The organism is Photorhabdus temperata (assembly GCF_025384845.1).
Lineage (GTDB): Bacteria > Pseudomonadota > Gammaproteobacteria > Enterobacterales > Enterobacteriaceae > Photorhabdus > Photorhabdus temperata.
In genome coordinates this window covers 55,015-73,355 of sequence record NZ_JAJAFX010000020.1, presented here as the reverse complement: position 1 = coordinate 73,355, position 18,341 = coordinate 55,015, and the positions used below count along the sequence as shown (strand labels likewise).

The following is an 18,341-nucleotide window of genomic DNA, read 5'->3' as shown; positions in this document are numbered from 1 at the left end:
TATGTGGATGGGTACTTCAATAAATGACAGGCAGTAATGTAATTGATGTTCTTACTACCGCTGCTTAATAAATTTCGCTTATCTTTAAAGCTAAAATGTAAATCATTCGTTATTAAGCCCTATTAACATGCCAAATCTGATAACCACTTATTTTCCTGATAGTTATCAGTTCATACCCACTATCTGAAACTTTAACCCTCACCAACACAATCTCAAAAATCACCACAGTGTTTGCATTAATAACATCACGATAAATCGCTTTCCCTGTTCGTTTAGTGATAATGTTTTTTCGGTTGTTGTCGTAACTTAAATTATCTTAAAGATTAAAATAGCCTCAGGAGTGAAAATATGAGCAGTTATCAATCTGCAATTGACCAAAAGACACCCTCAATCAGTGTATTAGATAACAGGAAGTTAAGTGTACGCACTCTGGAATATCTACGTACTCAAGCTGATGAAAACAGTAACGAACTGATCACTTGCTATGAATTCAATATTCAGGGATTTCAGGTAAAAAGCACCGATCCACGCAAGAACAAAAACCAAAGCGGCCCGAATTTCATTCGTGTCTTTAATCTGGCAGGCAATGTCCTGCGTGAAGAAAGTGTTGATGCCGGCCGGACTATCACACTCAACGATATTGAAGGCCGCCCGGTATTGATCATCAATGCAACCGATGTCCGCCAAAAGCATCGTTATGAAGACAACACGCTACCCGGTCGCCTGCTCGCTATCACCGAACAAGTGCAGACGAAAGAGAAAATTACCGAACGCCTTATCTGGGCAGGTAATACAGCCGCCGAGAAAGCTCTCAACCTCGCCGGTCAGTGTGTTAGTCATTACGATACCGCGGGATTAACTCAACTGAACAACCTTTCCCTGACAGGTACCGTTTTATCACAATCCCACCAGTTGTTGCTTGATGGTCAGGAAGCTGATTGGACAGGTGAAGACCAGAGCATCTGGCAGAAGAAACTGAGCAACGATATCTATATTACCCAAAGTAAAACCGATACGACTGGCGCTCTGTTAAGCCAAACCGATGCAAAAGGAAACACACAGCGTCTGGCCTATGATGTGGCCGGGCAGCTCAAAGGGAGCTGGCTAACACTAAAAGGCCAGAGTGAACAAGTTATTATCAAATCTCTGACCTACTCCGCCGCCGGACAAAAATTACGTGAAGAGCACGGTAACGGTGTTATCACTGAATACCGCTATGAACCGGAAACTCAGCGGCTTATCGGTATCACTACCCGCCGTTCGTCAGATACCAAGGTGTTACAGGATTTACGCTATGAATATGATCCGGTAGGCAATGTCATCAGTATCCGTAATGACGCAGAAGCCACTCGTTTCTGGCGCAATCAAAAAGTGGTGCCGGAGAATACTTATACCTACGATTCCCTATATCAGCTTATCACGGCGACAGGGCGTGAAATGGCGAATATTAGTCAGCAAAGTAATCAACTTCCTTCACCTACACTCCCTTCTGATAACAATACTTACACCAACTATACTCGCAGCTACAGTTACGATCACAGCGGTAATCTGATGCAAATCCGGCACAGCTCACCCGCCACTCAAAACAACTACACGACAGATATAACGATCTCAAATCGCAGCAATCGGGGTGTTCTCAGCACGTTAACGACAGATCCAAGCAAAGTTGATGCACTGTTCGATGCTGGCGGTCATCAAACCAGTCTGTTGCCTGGACAGGCTCTGGTCTGGACACCACGAAGCGAATTGAAGCAAGTCAATAACAGCACAGGAAACGAGTGGTATCGCTACGGCAGTGGCGGGATGCGGCGGCTAAAAGTTAATCAACAGCAAACACAAAATACCACCCAGCAGCAGAGGGTCACTTATCTGCCCGGATTGGAACTACGCACAATACAAAACAGCACTACCATAACGGAAGACCTGCAAGTCATCACCGTAGGTGAAGCCGGTCGCGCACAGGTGCGAGCATTGCATTGGGAGAGCGGTAAACCAGAAGGTATCGACAACAATCAGCTACGTTACAGTTACGATAACCTTATTGGCTCCAGCCAGCTTGAGCTGGACAATCAGGGGCAGATTATCAGTGAGGAAGAATACTATCCCTTTGGTGGTACCGCATTATGGGCGGCAAACAGCCAGATAGAAGCCAGTTATAAAACCATTCGCTACTCAGGCAAAGAACGGGATGCCACCGGGCTGTATTATTACGGTTACCGCTATTATCAATCGTGGACGGGTAGATGGTTAAGTGCAGACCCGGCAGGAACAATTGATGGGCTGAATTTATACCGGATGGTGAGGAATAATCCAGTTAGCTTACAGGATGAAAATGGATTAGCACCAGAAAAAGGAAAATATACAAAAGAGGTGAGTTCACTGGATAAATTAAAATTTAAATTAGCGGCACGAAGCTCACATGTCGTCAAATGGGATGAAAGAGAAAGAAGTTATGCAAAAAATAGTTCGTTGAAAGTTGTTCGTGTCGGGGATTCCAATCCTTCCGGCTACTTACTTGGTCATGAAGAACTGTTAAAAAGTATAGAACAAAGCCAAATAATATACAGCAGGCTTGAAACAAATACAGCCCTTACAGAAAAATCAAAGGAAAATGTCTCCTTAGGAGCCGAAATATCCGGTTATATGGTAAGAACGATAAAGGATACGATATCAGAGTACAGTGAAGGACATAAATATAGAAGCAATCACCCTGATTTTTATGCAGAAACAGACTTTTTTGCTTTAATGGATAAAAGTGAAAAAAACAATTATACCGGTGAAAGAAGAATTTATGCAGTAATGGAAGTTAAGACATATCATGATGTAAAAAATAAAAAAACAGAATTACATGTCAACTATGCACTAGCTCATCCCTACACTCAATTCAGTAATGAAGAAAGAGCTATGCTGCAAGAAACAGAGCCAGCTATTGCAACTAATAGAGAATATAATTTCAAAGGCGTTGGAAAATTCCTGACAATAAAAGCCATAAAGAAATCATTAAAAGGACAAAATATAAATAGAATATCAACAGAAGCTATTAATATTCGCTCCGCGGCTATTGCTGATAAATTAGGAATGAGGAGAGCTTCACAATAAAAATATTAATTTGGAGCGCTACTTAAAATAAAGGTGTTTCTATAACATCACTCATTGAATATAGAAACACCTGCGAAAAAACCCTCTGAATTTCCATTCAGGGGGTTACTTATAACATCAATACCAATTACAGCACATCAACCGCATTCAGTTCCCTGAAAGCCTGTTCCAGACGGACGATCATAGAAACCTGACCGGCACGCAGCCATACGCGTGGATCGTAGAATTTTTTATTGGGTTTATCTGCGCCTTCTGGATTACCCAACTGACCTTGCAGATAGCCTTCGTTCTTTTTGTAATAGTTCAGAATACCTTCCCAAGTCGCCCATTGGGTGTCGGTATCAATATTCATTTTAACGACGCCGTAGCTAACAGCTTCCTTGATCTCTTCCGCCGTAGAACCAGAACCACCGTGGAAAACAAAGTCCAGGCTGTTGTGTGGCAGATTGAATTTTTCAGCAACATAGTCCTGCGAGTTACGCAGAATTTTTGGTGTCAGTTTAACGTTGCCTGGCTTATAGACACCATGAACGTTACCGAAAGAAGCAGCAATAGTAAAACGTGGGCTGATAGCGTTCAGTTTCTCATAAGCATAAGCAACGTCTTCCGGTTGAGTGTATAGGGCGGAGCTATCCATATGGCTGTTATCAACACCATCTTCTTCACCACCAGTACAACCTAACTCTATTTCCAACGTCATATCGATTTTTGCCATACGCGCCAGATACTTGCTGCAAATTTCAATATTTTCTTCCAACGATTCTTCTGATAGATCGATCATATGGGAAGAGAACAACGGTTTACCCGTCGCCGCGTAATGCTTTTCACCTGCATCCAGCAAACCGTCAATCCACGGCAGCAATTTACGCGCACAGTGGTCAGTATGCAGGATCACAGGAACACCATAATGTTCAGCCATCTGATGAACATGATGAGCACCAGAAATCGAACCCAGAATAGCCGCTTGCTGACCTTCAGCTTTCACGCCCTTACCAGCGATAAAAGCAGCACCGCCGTTAGAGAACTGAATGATAACGGGAGAACGAACTTTGGCGGCCGTTTCCAACACTGCGTTGATTGAATCAGTACCTACACAGTTTACCGCCGGCAACGCAAAGTGGTTTTCTTTGGCTATTGCGAACACTTTTTGAACATCATCACCAGTGATGACACCCGGTTTTACGAAATCAAAAATTTTAGACATGTTACGTGGGTCCTGTTTAGAGCGGGCAGATAAAACTGCCCGTCATGACTTAATTACTGTTTTGCACGTTCTTCCAGCATCACAACCGCAGGCAATTTCTTTCCTTCTACAAATTCAAGGAAAGCACCGCCACCAGTAGAGATGTAAGAAATTTTGTCAGCAATACCGAACAGGTCGATCGCTGCCAGCGTATCGCCACCACCTGCGATAGAGAATGCGTCACTATCAGCAATTGCGCGGGCGACAATTTCAGTTCCTTGACGGAAATTAGGGAATTCGAATACACCAACAGGGCCATTCCACAGAATAGTTTTAGCGTTTTTCAGGATATCTGCCAGACGTTGAGCGGATTCCTCTCCCAGATCGAGGATTTGCTCATCATCTTTAATATCGCCGGTAGATTTCAAGGTGGCTTCCGCAGTTTCAGAGAATTCTGTTGCCACACGAACATCAGTTGGCACTGGAATATCACAGCTTATCAGCAGTTTTTTCGCTTCTGGGATCAGGTCATCTTCATACAGTGAGCGACCCACATTGTGGCCTTCCGCGGCAACAAAAGTATTCGCGATACCTCCGCCCACAATCAGTTGATCGGCGATTTTGGACAGGGTGTCCAATACGGTCAGCTTGGTCGAAACTTTAGAACCACCAACGATAGCAACCATTGGACGGGCTGGCTTATCCAGCGCTTTACCCAATGCTTCCAGTTCTGCGGACAGCAAAGGACCTGCACAGGCAACAGGAGCAAACTTAGCCACACCGTGGGTAGAAGCCTGAGCACGATGCGCCGTACCGAATGCATCCATGATATAAATATCACACAGAGAAGCGTATTTTTTCGCCAGCGTTTCGTCGTCTTTCTTCTCGCCTTTATTAAAGCGAACATTTTCCAGAACAACCAGCTCACCTTCCGCTATGTCCACACCTTCCAGATACGCTTTTTCCAGACGAACCGGGGAAGATAATTTCTCTTTCAGGTAATTTACTACTGGTTTCAGCGAGAATTCTTCATTGTATTCGCCTTCAGTAGGGCGGCCAAGGTGAGAAGTGATCATAACCTTAGCGCCCTGTTTTAATGCTGCTTCGATGGTCGGCAAAGAAGCACGGATACGCGCATCAGAGGTGACTTTGCCATCTTTTACCGGAACGTTCAGGTCAGCGCGGATCAAAACTCGCTTACCCGCCAGATCTAAATCGGTCATCTTAATTACAGACATGGTGAATCCTCTCGTTGATTCTCTAAATTGTTTAATCTTGTGCCGTGTGCAGATCTATTATTATGCACCGTCTGTCAGCAACAGATCATTTGAAACCCGTAGCAGCCATTGCTAACGTTGTATCCAACATTCGATTAGCAAAACCCCACTCATTATCACACCAGACTAATGTCTTAATCAGATGTTGCCCACTAACCCGCGTTTGTGTGCCATCAACAATCGCGCTGTGGGGATCGTGGTTAAAATCCGTTGAGACTAACGGCAATTCGGTATAGTCAACTATACCACGAAATGAAGTTGCTGCTGATTTTTGCATTAATTCATTGATTTTTTTGACATTCACTGGAGATTTTACTGTAACGCTCAAATCAATAGCAGTCACATTAATCGTTGGTACGCGCACTGAGATGGCTTCAAAACGGTCACAGAATTTTGGAAAAATCCGGGTTATCCCTGCGGCCAGTTTGGTATCCACCGGAATGATAGACTGGCTGGCGGCCCGGGTACGCCGTAAATCTTGATGATAGGCATCAATCACAGGTTGGTCATTCATTGAGGCATGAATTGTTGTCACTGTGCCAGATTCAATCTCAAATGCATCATCCAATAATTTAATGATGGGAATAATGCAGTTAGTGGTGCAAGAAGCATTGGATACAATGCGATCTTCTGCTGTCAGCAGCTCCTGATTCACACCATAGACCACCGTCGCGTCTAAATCATTGCCACCCGGATGAGAAAACAGCACCTTTTTTGCGCCACTGGCAAGATGTGCCTCTCCATCAGCTCTGCTGCCATATATCCCACTGCAATCAAGAACAATATCAATCCCCAGTTCCTGCCAGGGCAATGCCGATATATCGGGTTGATGAAACAGACGAATATTATCGTCACCAACCTGCAACAAATCATTATTCAGACGCACATCCCAGGCAAAACGACCGTGACTGGAGTCATACTTCAGCAAGTGGGCAATCCCTTCGGCACCCGCCAACTCATTAACAGCAATAATAGCAATTTCAGCCCGACGCCCAGACTCATAAAGAGCACGTAAAATACTGCGCCCTACCCTGCCAAAACCGTTTATTGCTACCTTGATTGTCATGTTACTCCCTGAATATAGTTATTACCACGCAACCGTTTAGGATAACTGACTCAATCACTAATGTACTGATTGTTTATCACAAAATTGCTAAAACTGTGGCCTCCAGATAACAAAATGAAACGATTCAGCTACTGGCAATGAGATTAAGGGAAAAGCAGATTGATGGCAATAGTAAAAAGTGATCAACTCACGAAATGGAAAAAATAATAAAATGGGCGTGATTGGAGCACCAACATTCCTGCAAGGAGATACGGCTTCTTAATCCCTGTATCAGATTCTGTGGTTAGTGCAGTAGTCCAGGGCATTAGAAAATTGCCCCCCGGACACTGGCATATTAAGGGCGACTATAAGTTGCTATAGCCGCCCAAATATGGGCTATCAATGCTATGGCTACCAATATAACGGCTAAATATTCGTTCCACCATCCACTGCAATGTCCGCACCAGTGATAAAAGTGGCCTCCTTACTTGCCAGGAAGCTCACTACGGCTGCAATATCGGTTGTTGAACCATACTGACCAAGGGTAGTAAGGGAGCGCCAGAAATCTGCATTGGGGCCATTAACAGGATTCATGTCAGTATCAATAGGGCCTGGAGAAATCTGGTTCACCGTGATGCCTTTTCCTCCAAGATCACGGGCCAGCCCTTTCGTCAAACCGGTCATTGCCGATTTACTCATTGCATACAAGGTCAATCCAGCTCCTGGGACTCGGCTACCAACACAACTTCCGATGTTGATGATCCTTCCCCCCTCACCAAGATACGGCGAGGCCGATTGGGCGAACAAGAAAGCAGCTCTGATGTTCACCAATATAGTTTTATCCACCGTGTCCAATGGAATCTCTGACAACGGGCTAAGACTAGAATCCATGTATCCTGCGTTATTAACCAAGATATTGAGGCGGCCAAATTGCCGAATCACCTGATCGATTACCGATATGATAGCCGGAGCATCCACTACATCGGCTTGAATCGCATCCCCACGCCTACCGCATTTTTGTATGTCGTCCAGAACGTTTTTTGCCGCAATAGTGTTGTTGGCAAATGTAATGACCACATGCGCGCCATCCAAAGCCAGCCGACGGGCAATACCAGCTCCGATGCCACGGCTACCACCAGTGACCAATGCTACCTTTTCAGAAAGATCAGACATACTCACCTCCAAGAGTGCAATTTTAACTTTGATTATCGAGTTACAGGACTCGCACGACGTAACGACCGAATTTCAGGAATCAAAGTCATGAGACCCGCAATAGCCATGAAAAATCCGACCCACAGTGGCGATCGCAAACCATATCCGACACTGATACAAAGGCCTCCAAGGAAGGCACCAACGACAATACCCAGCGTGATAACAGATGTGTGCAGCGTATTAACCAAGGGACGTCCGTTAGCGGTCCGCATTACACGTGAAACCATAGCTGGATTCATCGTTACACCGACTAAACCGATGCCAACCAGTGCCAACGCGGCAATTGATTTGTTGTCCGCGAATACGCCGAACAATAGGAGAAATAAGGAAAGCAAGACCAATCCAATCGATAAAATCGATATTGTATGGCTATCTGCCAACTTCCCGACAACCATGTTGCCAATGACGGTAGCAGCCCCATACACGAACAATAAACTCGCTACTGCCCCGTCACTGTAGCCCGTAATATCCTTAAGGATGGGCGTGAAATAGGTGAATGCGGCAAAAGTAGCACCTATGATCAACATACTGGTGGAAAAGGCACCCCATAGCTTCGGGTTTTTCAAGGCCGCCAATTCTCCTCCCAAGCTGATAGCAGCCTGTTTTGGTATAGAAGGGATCCAGACTACACTTACTACACCCGCGATGGTAGCCAAACCAGTTACCGTCCAGAAGCTCTCACGCCAGCCGATATGTGCACCAATTAAGTTAGCCATCGGCAGTCCCAAAATCGTCCCGATCATGATTCCGGCAAGCACAATGGAAGTCGCCCAACCCCTCCGCTGTTCCGCAACAAGTTCTACACATATCGCCAGAGCAACACCAAAGAAAGCCCCCGATACAGCCCCCGTGATCAATCTTGCCACCATCAGTGCGCTATACGACTCAGCAAGCGCCCCAAGCGTCTCACCGCCAATGAAAATCAGATAAAGGATGATCAGCGCTGTCTTGGGTGGAGTCTTTAGCAGCCCTATGGCAAGAAGCGGACCGCCGAAAGCCATCGCAAACGCATACAAGGAGACAAGATAGCCAATTTGCGAAATAGTAACGCCCAAATCGTTAGCCATGACCGGAATCATCCCTGAAACTTGAAACTCACTTGTCACCATGGCGAAGATGCCGAAGCCCAGTATATAGATTGCGGCAGGAAGCGGCTGGTTAACCCTATCCGTGTTAGCATTACTTGATATGTTTAGTTTGGAGCTAGCCATATTTACCTCTTTACTCCTAGTTAGGGCGTTGGATATTCGACAGTATTTGTTGCCTGGGAAATACTGTGATGCGATGCAATCTCTATTTCCCTAGCGGTACTCTCCTCATTAGCTGCCGGTGGAGCGATACCATTGATGGCTGGTTGACCAGCAGCCAGGAAGAATTCTTCTATCCCGCCTGGGGTATAGAAAATCAACATGTGAACAGGGGAGCTGGTACGGTTAATGAAGGCGTGCGGGATGCCCTGTTTGACAAATACTCGCCCCCCCGCCTTCACTTGATGCAGCACACCATCGGCCATGATTTCCAGTTCACCATCCAGTACGAAAAACAGTTCATCAACATCCTTGTGGGAATGTATCGGTGGGCCGCTTGTCGGCGGCACCAATGCATCCAGTAGTGTCATAGTGCCCCCACTGCCCTTAGCATCGAGCAAAATGTGATACTCATCACCACTCATCCAAACCTTGGGTCCTGCTCCCGCCGGCAAGTAGGTGTGCCTCACATTTTCCGCAGTCTGCTGGACCTGGCTCTCTACAGGCGTGTTCATCGTTAGTAAACCTCTCTAGTTAGAAATCACCATTTGATCTTGCATATCTAACGCCTGTTCATCCCCGATAGTCGTCTGGCGAGCCAGTCTGAAAATCTCAGGTATGCTGGTAGGCGTGACGGGACTCTCAACACCATTCACGTCAATAGTGAGTAGTTGAAGCCATCCATCAGCCGTCGCAATGAAGATGCTTGCCGCTGTCTGAACAATACATCCTGGGAAATCAGGTACTCCAATATCTGTTCCATGAGGCACTGTTGCAGATAAGACAACGACCTTAGTGCCATCCGGGAGGAAGAAGTGCGCACCAGGATGACGATATCCTGCCCGTATATGACACTGTAATGTCTTCGCGTCTAAGCTGAAGTCGAGCAGGTAGTCTTGTTCCTGTGGGCGACCATAGTAAGTACGTTTGCTAAGATCTTGTGGTACACAGGTAAACGCTCCGGTAGCGAGTAAAGGGATCAAATCTAATAACATCAGGACATTCTGTTTCTCCTGGAAAGTACGAAGACTGATGCTCGTTTCCTGGCTGGTCAGCGGGATCTGCCTCTGCATAATGATCGGGCCGGTATCGAGCCCTTCATCCATCTTGATAACGCTGATCGCGCTTTGGCGCTCCCCATTACGTACCATCCAGAAAAAAGGTGCCAGGCCCGCGTAGCAAGGCAGAGGAGCGGGGTGAAAATTGATTGCAGCAATACGTGGTATTGCCAGAAGTTCTGAACTTAGCAACTGCTGGAAGTTAGCAACTATCAAATAATCAGGCTCAAGCTTCGCCAGCTCACCCGCAACGCCAGGGGCGTTTACTCGCACGGGACGCAGGACCTTAATGCCGAGTGCTTTGGCTTCAATCTCAATATCAACCTTCGTGTCATCATTTACGAAGTAAGAGCAAAGTACATTCTCTGGTGACGTTACAACCGCGATCAATTTTATCAAAGGGTGAGCGGAAAGGACCCGAAGAAAGGGAGACCCCAACTTCGAATTTATTTCCGAAAACAACACCACTTTCAGTCGATCAAACATAATCCCCCCAATTGTCATTGAGACATTTAATTATTTTTATTTTGTGTCAAAAAAATGGGCTGGTAGATTTCCCACCCAGCAGTACCTTGCCTGTCAGTTGCAAGATAGAATCTTGCGCGACCGCATGCTGGCAAATCGTTTCAGCATCTCGCAGCCATCGGTCCATTGGTATTTTCTTGTAGACAGATGACCCACCGACAAGGTCGTACATCGTTTGAACAATGCTGCGACAGGTGCGGAATGCGTTGTATCGGGCAAGTGCAGTTGCCACACGGTCATCAATGGAAAACACATCCCCAGTAGCGAGTTTATGCCACTGCATTTCAAGGCTGGCGTAGACACTGGTACGAACAGCAGCCAATTCCATTTCTGCACGCGCTATAGCCGATTGCACGCGCACATCATCTGTCCAAGGGGTTCGAGTTTCCCGGTCCATACGTTGGACAATCAGGCTACGTACATAATCAAGGCATGCACGCGCCATGCCCAACGGGACACCGGACATTTTTCTAAGTATCGCATCGGGGGCACTATGAAGCGGCCCTGGCCTATAGGGTTTTGAAAACGAAAAGCTACATTCTTCGGGAACAAACAATTGATCAGCTGAATAGTCCATACTGCCGCTGCCGGCAAGGCCAGTGGTATACCAGGTATCGTTGATCTGATAATCAGAGGGTTTGGCGATAATGACGCGCCATTGCTCTGGCATACCGGTCTCTGGATCAGGCTCAAGCACTCCGTCTTTGTAAATAAGACAACCCGCAACCAGTACATCGCAATGGGTTATTCCACTGCCAAATCTCCATTTACCACTAACCCTAAATCCTCCGGGTACTCTCTCTGCACGTCCTTGCGGATGAATCCAGCCCGAATTCGCCATATCGAGCCATGAATATATTTGCTGGGCAACGTGTTCCGGGAGGAAACCGGAATAGATACCAGAGTCCATCCCGATCATGCTGCACCAGGCTGCTGACACGTCACCAGTGGCGATAATCTCAACCAGTTCTGTTTGTTGCATTGAAGTCAATTCCGGTCCACCCCAAGATTTCGGCATAGCAGCTCGAAAGACGCCCGAATTCCTTAGCAGATCAACGATAGATTGTGGTAGACATCGTTTTTCTTCAATCAGGGCAGAATGTTCCCGTAAGACAGGGACAATCTGCCGTGCGCTTTCAAGAATATCGACAACAGTGTTGGGGATTGTTGTGGTACTGCGAGTACTCATACTTACGGTGAACATAATGTTTGTTTTCCCATGGTGAAAATAACCCTTAAGTCATGCATATCGACCAGGAGCAATGATCGAATTCGGATCTAATAATTGTGTGAGTTGGCTTATTAATTTATATCCCGAAGGATCAGGAGTTAATTTTTCACGCCAATGCGTGTGGTCTATATCAAGCCGATAGGGAAATAACCCGGCGTCGGCAAAAAGCTCATACGCCAGATCTAATGCTTGATGGGCACGAGTAACTTCCTCAGAGTTTGGCGTAAATCTAAACGATACCACCAAATCAATCAGGTCTGCTGAGAGTGCATTGACCGTAGTTCCTGCACGTATACCCGTTTTTTCGTGGATCAAATCGATTAGCTCGAAAGCTCGGGCAATCGCCTCACCATTGAACGGGATAAACGGAAGGAAAAATATCCAGCCACTACCGGCAGAATCCACATGATCAGCGTCTTGACCTACGGCCGCCTTCAACATGTGTTCGTTTTGTGATGGATCACCAGCATAAGCGTGTTCGACAACTTGTAACACGAAGTCGTTGGAAGCAGCCGGAACCAAGTCTGATTGGGTGATACTGGTAAAGTGTGCGCAAACAGCGGCCTCCTCAATCAGTACCTTGGTCACGGCATCTACTCGCCGTGATGTACCAGAAACGCACAAAAGCACCAGATGTTGACTAGGCTGCCCCCCATACGATTGAGTGGAAACGGTGTCATAAATTTTGAGGACACCAGATACGAGTTCTTGAGCTATCCACCTCCGCAATTCTGCGATTGCTTCGTGGAGGTTCTCACGAGGAAAAGTCAGTCTCAAAACGCATTGTTTTTCCGGTCGTGGCAGCAGCTTTATAACAGCAGCAGTCACTATCCCGAGATTTGATTGTGTGAACAAGTGTAGTAAAGCAGGCCCCAACCCGTAAGGATTTACGGCGGTTTTCCTGAAGGTGTCCGGCCACCACCCCACTCTAACAATTTCACCATTCGACAGCACAACCTCCAGCCCGGCGAGATCTTCAACCCGCTGGCGACGCAGACCAACACCACGATCGAGCGCATTCCCGACCACACTAGTGTAACCAGAGGACGCCGTAACATTCAGCATCCGATCCGTGCTGACCAGTAAACGTGCAAGCTCCACTTGTGTAACGCCGGGTTCAATCACCGCCCACCCTGATGAGCAGTCAATCTCACGAAGCGCATTCAGACGCCGAAGATTAATTGTAACAACATCATTGGTTGCTGGTTGTGCCGACCCCAATCCCCAGTTACGGCCAATACTGATAACGTGTAGTCCAGCATTAGTCTTGAAGCGATTGAAAACCCTAACGATCTCCTGAACTTCCTCGCTCGTTCCAGGATAAATCACGGCGTAAATGTCACGACTCCTGAATTGGCTAACATTTCTACAGCATACGGATGCTGTTGAAGCATTCGGTTCGTGGCAGGTAATGTTCTCCTCTCCAATCAGAGATGCTATGTGATCCAGTGCTTGCCGTAGCGCCATGTGATCTACCGACCGCGAACTTCTATTGGTTTGGTTCATGAATACCCCTTAAGACGAAGATCCAACTAAATTAGGCGTGTTCTAAAAGGTGATCAGGCAGGCTCACACCGGCCGAGCTGGCGTGGTGCCAGGCAGGTAAACATTACTAGGCTCGCTGCGCTGCTTTCGCCAATGCACATGGGCAAGCATCCGGATCACTCTGGGGATCATCCTCTGGCTGTGCAGTTCAGCCGCGCAGAGCATGGGAATTTGCACCCAACCGGCCTCTTGTACGGCTAGGGGTGGTAATTCGCTAGTCAGATCAGGAGTTACCGTAAAAAAGATGCTAATCAGGTCAGTGTGGTGAAGGTCGTTGCTGGCGATGACTTGACTGACCATTTCCACCGTTCCTTTAGCTATCAGTTCGGGGGTATCGGCTGCAACTTGTACCGCGCCTCTTATCGCTCTCAAACGAGAGACCGGCTGTGCGCCTCGTCTTGTTGTTCGTTGCATAAAAATCCATCCTTCGTCTTATTATTATGACGGATATACTTCATAATGCAGTAAAAGCCCTATCAGCTCATCACAACTCTCTAGCCTGGTTTTGATGAAGGTTGTGGAACCCTAAAAGTCAGAGTTTTCTCGCTTGGGTTGATTTTTATAAATCTCACTACATAAATCTATCGCGCTTGTTAAAGCGGGTCAAGATCTTTATGTTATATTGACTACAGAATATAGAAACATAATATGAGGAAATCGCATGTCTCGACGAGGAAGGCCTCTTAGCTTCGACCGGGACATCGCACTTAAACGTGCGATGGAAGTGTTTTGGTCAAAGGGATATGAAGGCACTCAATTGGTCGATCTAACCACGGCAATGGGCATCAATCCGCCAAGTTTTTATGCAGCTTTCGGAAGTAAGAAGGATGCCTTCTACGCAGCAGTCGACCTCTACATTGAGACGATCGGTTGCAAGTCAATGCAAGCGCTTAATGAAGCAAAAACCGCGCGCTCAGGGTTGCGCGCGATGCTGGAGAGCACCATCAATATCGCCTCTTCGAATCAGTCTGGAGGATGCCTCCTCGTTCTCGGTGTCGTAAATAACCTAACGGAGAACAAGGAGGTATGGACTTATCTCAGAGATGAACGCATAAAAACTCTGGAAATGATCCGCACCCGCATAGAACAAGGCGTTGCTGATGGTGATCTCCCACACAATACGGACGTAAACGTGCTGGCATCATATTTTCTTGGCCTGACCCAGACCATTTCATTCCAAGCCCGCGACGGTGCCTCTCGTGAGCTGCTTAGATGCCTGATTGAACCAGCAATGACAGCCATTCCAGGCGGCTGACCAAACAACGAATGTCTCCTAATGGCGAACTTTCAACAAATGCTAAAGTTCGCCTTCGGCAGAAGAGTAAAAGCAGGAACCTCCTTTCTTTTCTGTGAACAACTTGAGCCAACAAAACATTAGAGGCTCACCAGCAGGGCAATGACTGCTATGACATATGATAATGACAACTGATTGTCATTGTTTTATGTCAATATTTACCAAAAATTATCATCTGTTGAAATGTTGACATTCTATCCCGAAATACGGAAACTGGTTGTCGTTTTTAGACGTAATAAGTATGAGTAAACAAATCATGTCGACGAGGAAAACTCCGGCGTCTAAGGTATTCAACGAAATCACATTGGCGGTGTTCCGGCTCAATGCCCGACTGCTCTCTAAAGGGGATAAGCTCGTTGCCCCATTGGGAATCACGAGCGCGATATGGCAAGTGTTCGGTGCGATTGCACTCGCACCACATCCACTCTCAGCGCCCCAGATTGCCGCAGCAATGAGCATCACACGCCAAGGTGCGCAGAAACAATTGAATCTTGGATTGAAGGCAGGCATGGTGAAAGCCATCATTAATTCCCGGCACGAACGCTCACCGCTCTATCGACTCACTGAGCTTGGTCAGCGTACCTTTGATACGGCGACGTCGCTTGAAATCGAATGGATGGAATCACTCGTGAAAGACGCTGAACTCAACGAGCTGAAAGTGACGTTGGACACATTACTCAGCCTGGAGGCCAGACTGGAAGATCCATTGATGCCAGATAGTGCTGAGGATTGGTTTATCAATCACGACAAAGAATTCGACTAAAAGTACGACGCACCAACGGATCGCTGCTCAACCTTCATATCTACGTTGGCACGTCGCCGTCGTGAACCGCATGAATCGCGCGGCTCACCCCGGCAAAATAGTAAAACAAACATAAATACAAACAAGTAACTTTCAGGAGACAAAGATGCTCAAGCTAGAAGAAATGGACACCCACGTGACCATGCGGGAACAATTATTTTCGAACACCGATGGTTCCATCGTACTGATGAACATATTTCATGTTGATCCCGCACAGGCAGACATCCTGGAGGCGGCCTGGAAGGAAGATGCGGAGTATATGCTGGCACAAACCGGCTTGATTTCCGCACAATTACATCGCGGGATCGCTGGCAGTGGTACGTTCATGAACTATGCCGTTTGGGAAAATCTAGAATGTTTTCGCGCTGCATTCACTAATCCAGAATTTCAGGCGAAGCTCGCTAAGTATCCCGATGGGATAACTGGGTCGCCGCACATATTTCAAAAACTAGCAGTTCCCGGAATCTGCGAGGCATAAATAAAAGAGCGCACCCGATCAACGTTTACCCCGGATGCGCTCACTCATAAACTAACTCATTATTTCAGCAGAGCTTTAGCCTTAGCGACAACATTCTCTACAGTGAAACCGAACTCTTTAAACAGCTGATCAGCAGGAGCCGATTCACCAAATGTCTCCATACCCACGATAGCGCCATGCATACCGACATATTTAAACCAGTAATCAGCAATACCCGCTTCAACTGCAACACGCGCAGAAACCGCAGTTGGCAATACAGCTTCACGGTACGCAGCATCCTGCTTATCAAAAGCATCAGTAGATGGCATAGAAACTACACGTACTTTACGGCCTTCCTGAGTCAATTGATTATAAGCCCCTACTGCCAATTCCACTTCTGAACCTGTTGCGATCAGAATCAACTCTGGCTGACCTTCACAATCTTTCAGGATGTAAGCACCTTTCTCAATATTAGCCAACTGTTCAGCAGTACGTTCTTGCTGTGCCAGATTCTGACGAGAGAAAATAAGTGCTGATGGGCCTATTTTACGTTCGATAGCGTATTTCCATGCAACCGCAGATTCAACCTGGTCACATGGACGCCATGTGCTTAAATTTGGCGTCACACGCAAACTGGCAATCTGTTCTACCGGCTGGTGAGTCGGGCCATCTTCACCCAAACCGATTGAGTCATGGGTATAAACAAAGATGCTGCGAATTTTCATCAGTGCCGCCATACGCACTGCGTTACGGGCATATTCAACGAACATCAGGAAAGTGGCACCATAAGGTACAAAACCACCATGCAGAGCAATACCGTTCATAATGGCGGACATACCAAATTCACGAACGCCATAATGGATGTAGTTACCTGCCTGATCTTCGTTCAATGGCTTAGAACCTGACCACATCGTCAGATTACTTGGCGCCAGGTCAGCAGACCCCCCCATAAATTCAGGCAGCACTTTACCGAAAGCCTCCAAAGCATTCTGAGAAGCTTTACGGCTGGCAATATTGGCAGGATTTTGTTGCAATTGTTCGATAAATGCTTTTGATTCGGTTTCCCAGTCTGCCGGTAATTCGCCACTAGTACGGCGTTTGAATTCAGCGGCTAATTCAGGATACGCTTTTTCATAAGCAGCGAATTTCTCATTCCAGGTTGCTTGCTTCGCGTTACCCAACTCTTTTGCATCCCACTCAGAATAGATTTCCGCTGGAATTTCAAATGCTGGATGATGCCAACCCAGCACTTCACGCGTTGCGGCAATTTCTGCGTCACCCAGTGGGGCGCCGTGAGAATCATGAGTACCCGCTTTGGTTGGCGCGCCAAAACCGATAACTGTTTTACACATTAGCAGTGAAGGTTTATCAGAAACTTTACGTGCTTCTTCAATCGCTGCTTTGACTGCATCTGCATTATGACCATCAACGCCGCGAACGACATGCCAGCCATAAGCCTCAAAACGACCTGCGGTATCATCGGTAAACCAGCCTTCAACATGACCATCAATAGAAATACCATTGTCATCATAGAAAGCAATCAGTTTGCCCAGTTTTAACGTTCCCGCCAGAGAGCAAACTTCATGAGAAATGCCTTCCATCATGCAACCATCTCCCATAAACACATAAGTGTTATGGTCAACAATATCATGACCAGGACGGTTAAATTGCGTAGCCAGAGTACGTTCAGCAATAGCAAAACCTACTGCATTAGCAATCCCCTGCCCCAAAGGACCGGTCGTTGTCTCTACGCCTGGCGCATAACCATACTCAGGATGGCCTGGCGTTTTGGAATGTAACTGACGGAAGTTTTTCAGATCATCAATAGAAACGTCATAGCCGGTGAGATGCAACAGGCTATAAATCAGCATAGAGCCATGGCCGTTAGACAATACAAAACGATCACGATCAACCCAATGTGGATCAGTGGGGTTATGATTTAAATAATCGCGCCATAAAACTTCAGCGATATCAGCCATTCCCATAGGCGCACCAGGGTGCCCTGATTTTGCTTTCTGCACAGCATCCATGCTAAGGAAGCGAATAGCATTAGCAAGGGTTTTACGAGTGGTCATTTTCTACTCCAAGTGGGATAAAAACGTTTAGGGGGATAATTTTCTCAGCACAGCGTACAAACCGCAATCTTTAAAGCCAGATATAAGAAAACTATCTTAATTTCACTTAAACGACAATTCTTTGATTTAGATTGCTGATTTACATGAATTTCATCGTCATCAGAATAAGAAACAAGCTCATTACGCAATATAGCGAGGTAATTTAATTAAACATAACTATTATTCGCAAATCAATAGATAAAATGCCCAATTAAACGGAGACACATCTTTAATTCGTGGCAATTTCTAGCT

15 protein-coding genes are annotated in these 18,341 nt (G+C 46.5%); 4 read left to right on the top strand and 11 right to left on the bottom strand.

Annotated features, from left to right (window positions below):
- The first annotated feature begins 348 nt into the window (after nucleotides 1-348).
- Entirely contained in the window at nucleotides 349-3,099 is a 2,751-nt protein-coding gene (locus LGZ99_RS09785) for an RHS repeat domain-containing protein (RefSeq protein ID WP_262979080.1), read from the top strand.
- Nucleotides 3,100-3,226: 127 nt separating this feature from the next.
- On the opposite strand, the gene fbaA is transcribed toward LGZ99_RS09785, so the two are convergent.
- From fbaA to aroH, 10 genes are all read right to left on the bottom strand, one after another.
- Nucleotides 3,227-4,303, bottom strand: coding sequence for a class II fructose-bisphosphate aldolase (gene fbaA / locus LGZ99_RS09780; protein WP_023044242.1), 1,077 nt, complete (start codon nucleotides 4,301-4,303; stop codon nucleotides 3,227-3,229).
- A 53-nt stretch (nucleotides 4,304-4,356) separates the two neighbouring features.
- Entirely contained in the window at nucleotides 4,357-5,520 is a 1,164-nt protein-coding gene (pgk, locus tag LGZ99_RS09775; protein WP_023044241.1) for a phosphoglycerate kinase, read from the bottom strand.
- 85 nt (nucleotides 5,521-5,605) lie between these two features.
- On the bottom strand, nucleotides 5,606-6,625 hold the full coding sequence (epd, locus tag LGZ99_RS09770) for an erythrose-4-phosphate dehydrogenase (RefSeq protein ID WP_023044240.1): 1,020 nt from the start codon (nucleotides 6,623-6,625) through the stop codon (nucleotides 5,606-5,608).
- A 405-nt stretch (nucleotides 6,626-7,030) separates the two neighbouring features.
- Nucleotides 7,031-7,777, bottom strand: coding sequence for an SDR family NAD(P)-dependent oxidoreductase (locus LGZ99_RS09765; RefSeq protein ID WP_036837004.1), 747 nt, complete (start codon nucleotides 7,775-7,777; stop codon nucleotides 7,031-7,033).
- Nucleotides 7,778-7,809: 32 nt separating this feature from the next.
- A complete protein-coding gene (locus LGZ99_RS09760) occupies nucleotides 7,810-9,027 on the bottom strand; it encodes an MFS transporter (protein WP_051769129.1) in 1,218 nt (405 codons plus the stop codon).
- 20 nt (nucleotides 9,028-9,047) lie between these two features.
- Complete coding sequence (locus LGZ99_RS09755) at nucleotides 9,048-9,578, bottom strand: cupin domain-containing protein (RefSeq protein WP_051769126.1); 531 nt, start codon at nucleotides 9,576-9,578, stop codon at nucleotides 9,048-9,050.
- A gap of 15 nt (nucleotides 9,579-9,593) precedes the next feature.
- Nucleotides 9,594-10,607: a methionyl-tRNA formyltransferase gene (locus LGZ99_RS09750; protein WP_051769123.1), complete on the bottom strand. Its 1,014-nt coding sequence runs from the start codon at nucleotides 10,605-10,607 to the stop codon at nucleotides 9,594-9,596.
- A 46-nt stretch (nucleotides 10,608-10,653) separates the two neighbouring features.
- On the bottom strand, nucleotides 10,654-11,850 hold the full coding sequence (locus LGZ99_RS09745; RefSeq protein ID WP_051769120.1) for an acyl-CoA dehydrogenase family protein: 1,197 nt from the start codon (nucleotides 11,848-11,850) through the stop codon (nucleotides 10,654-10,656).
- 36 nt (nucleotides 11,851-11,886) lie between these two features.
- Nucleotides 11,887-13,383 carry an FAD-binding oxidoreductase gene (locus tag LGZ99_RS09740; RefSeq protein WP_235184642.1) on the bottom strand — a complete coding sequence of 499 codons (1,497 nt, stop codon included), beginning with the start codon at nucleotides 13,381-13,383 and terminating at the stop codon, nucleotides 11,887-11,889.
- Nucleotides 13,384-13,446: 63 nt separating this feature from the next.
- Entirely contained in the window at nucleotides 13,447-13,836 is a 390-nt protein-coding gene (gene aroH, locus LGZ99_RS09735; RefSeq protein WP_051769117.1) for a chorismate mutase, read from the bottom strand.
- Between the two features lie 247 nt (nucleotides 13,837-14,083).
- Here aroH and LGZ99_RS09730 point away from each other — a divergent pair, with 247 nt between their 5' ends.
- From LGZ99_RS09730 to LGZ99_RS09720, 3 genes are all read left to right on the top strand, one after another.
- On the top strand, nucleotides 14,084-14,677 hold the full coding sequence (locus LGZ99_RS09730; RefSeq protein WP_036837002.1) for a TetR/AcrR family transcriptional regulator: 594 nt from the start codon (nucleotides 14,084-14,086) through the stop codon (nucleotides 14,675-14,677).
- A 403-nt stretch (nucleotides 14,678-15,080) separates the two neighbouring features.
- Nucleotides 15,081-15,479 (top strand): MarR family transcriptional regulator, encoded by a 399-nt coding sequence (locus LGZ99_RS09725; protein ID WP_160171143.1) that lies wholly within the window; start codon nucleotides 15,081-15,083, stop codon nucleotides 15,477-15,479.
- A 145-nt stretch (nucleotides 15,480-15,624) separates the two neighbouring features.
- Nucleotides 15,625-15,996, top strand: coding sequence for an antibiotic biosynthesis monooxygenase family protein (locus LGZ99_RS09720; protein ID WP_023044239.1), 372 nt, complete (start codon nucleotides 15,625-15,627; stop codon nucleotides 15,994-15,996).
- Between the two features lie 59 nt (nucleotides 15,997-16,055).
- On the opposite strand, the gene tkt is transcribed toward LGZ99_RS09720, so the two are convergent.
- Nucleotides 16,056-18,050, bottom strand: a complete 1,995-nt coding sequence (gene tkt, locus LGZ99_RS09715) for a transketolase (protein ID WP_021324576.1) — start codon at nucleotides 18,048-18,050, stop codon at nucleotides 16,056-16,058.
- Nucleotides 18,051-18,341: the final 291 nt, after the last annotated feature.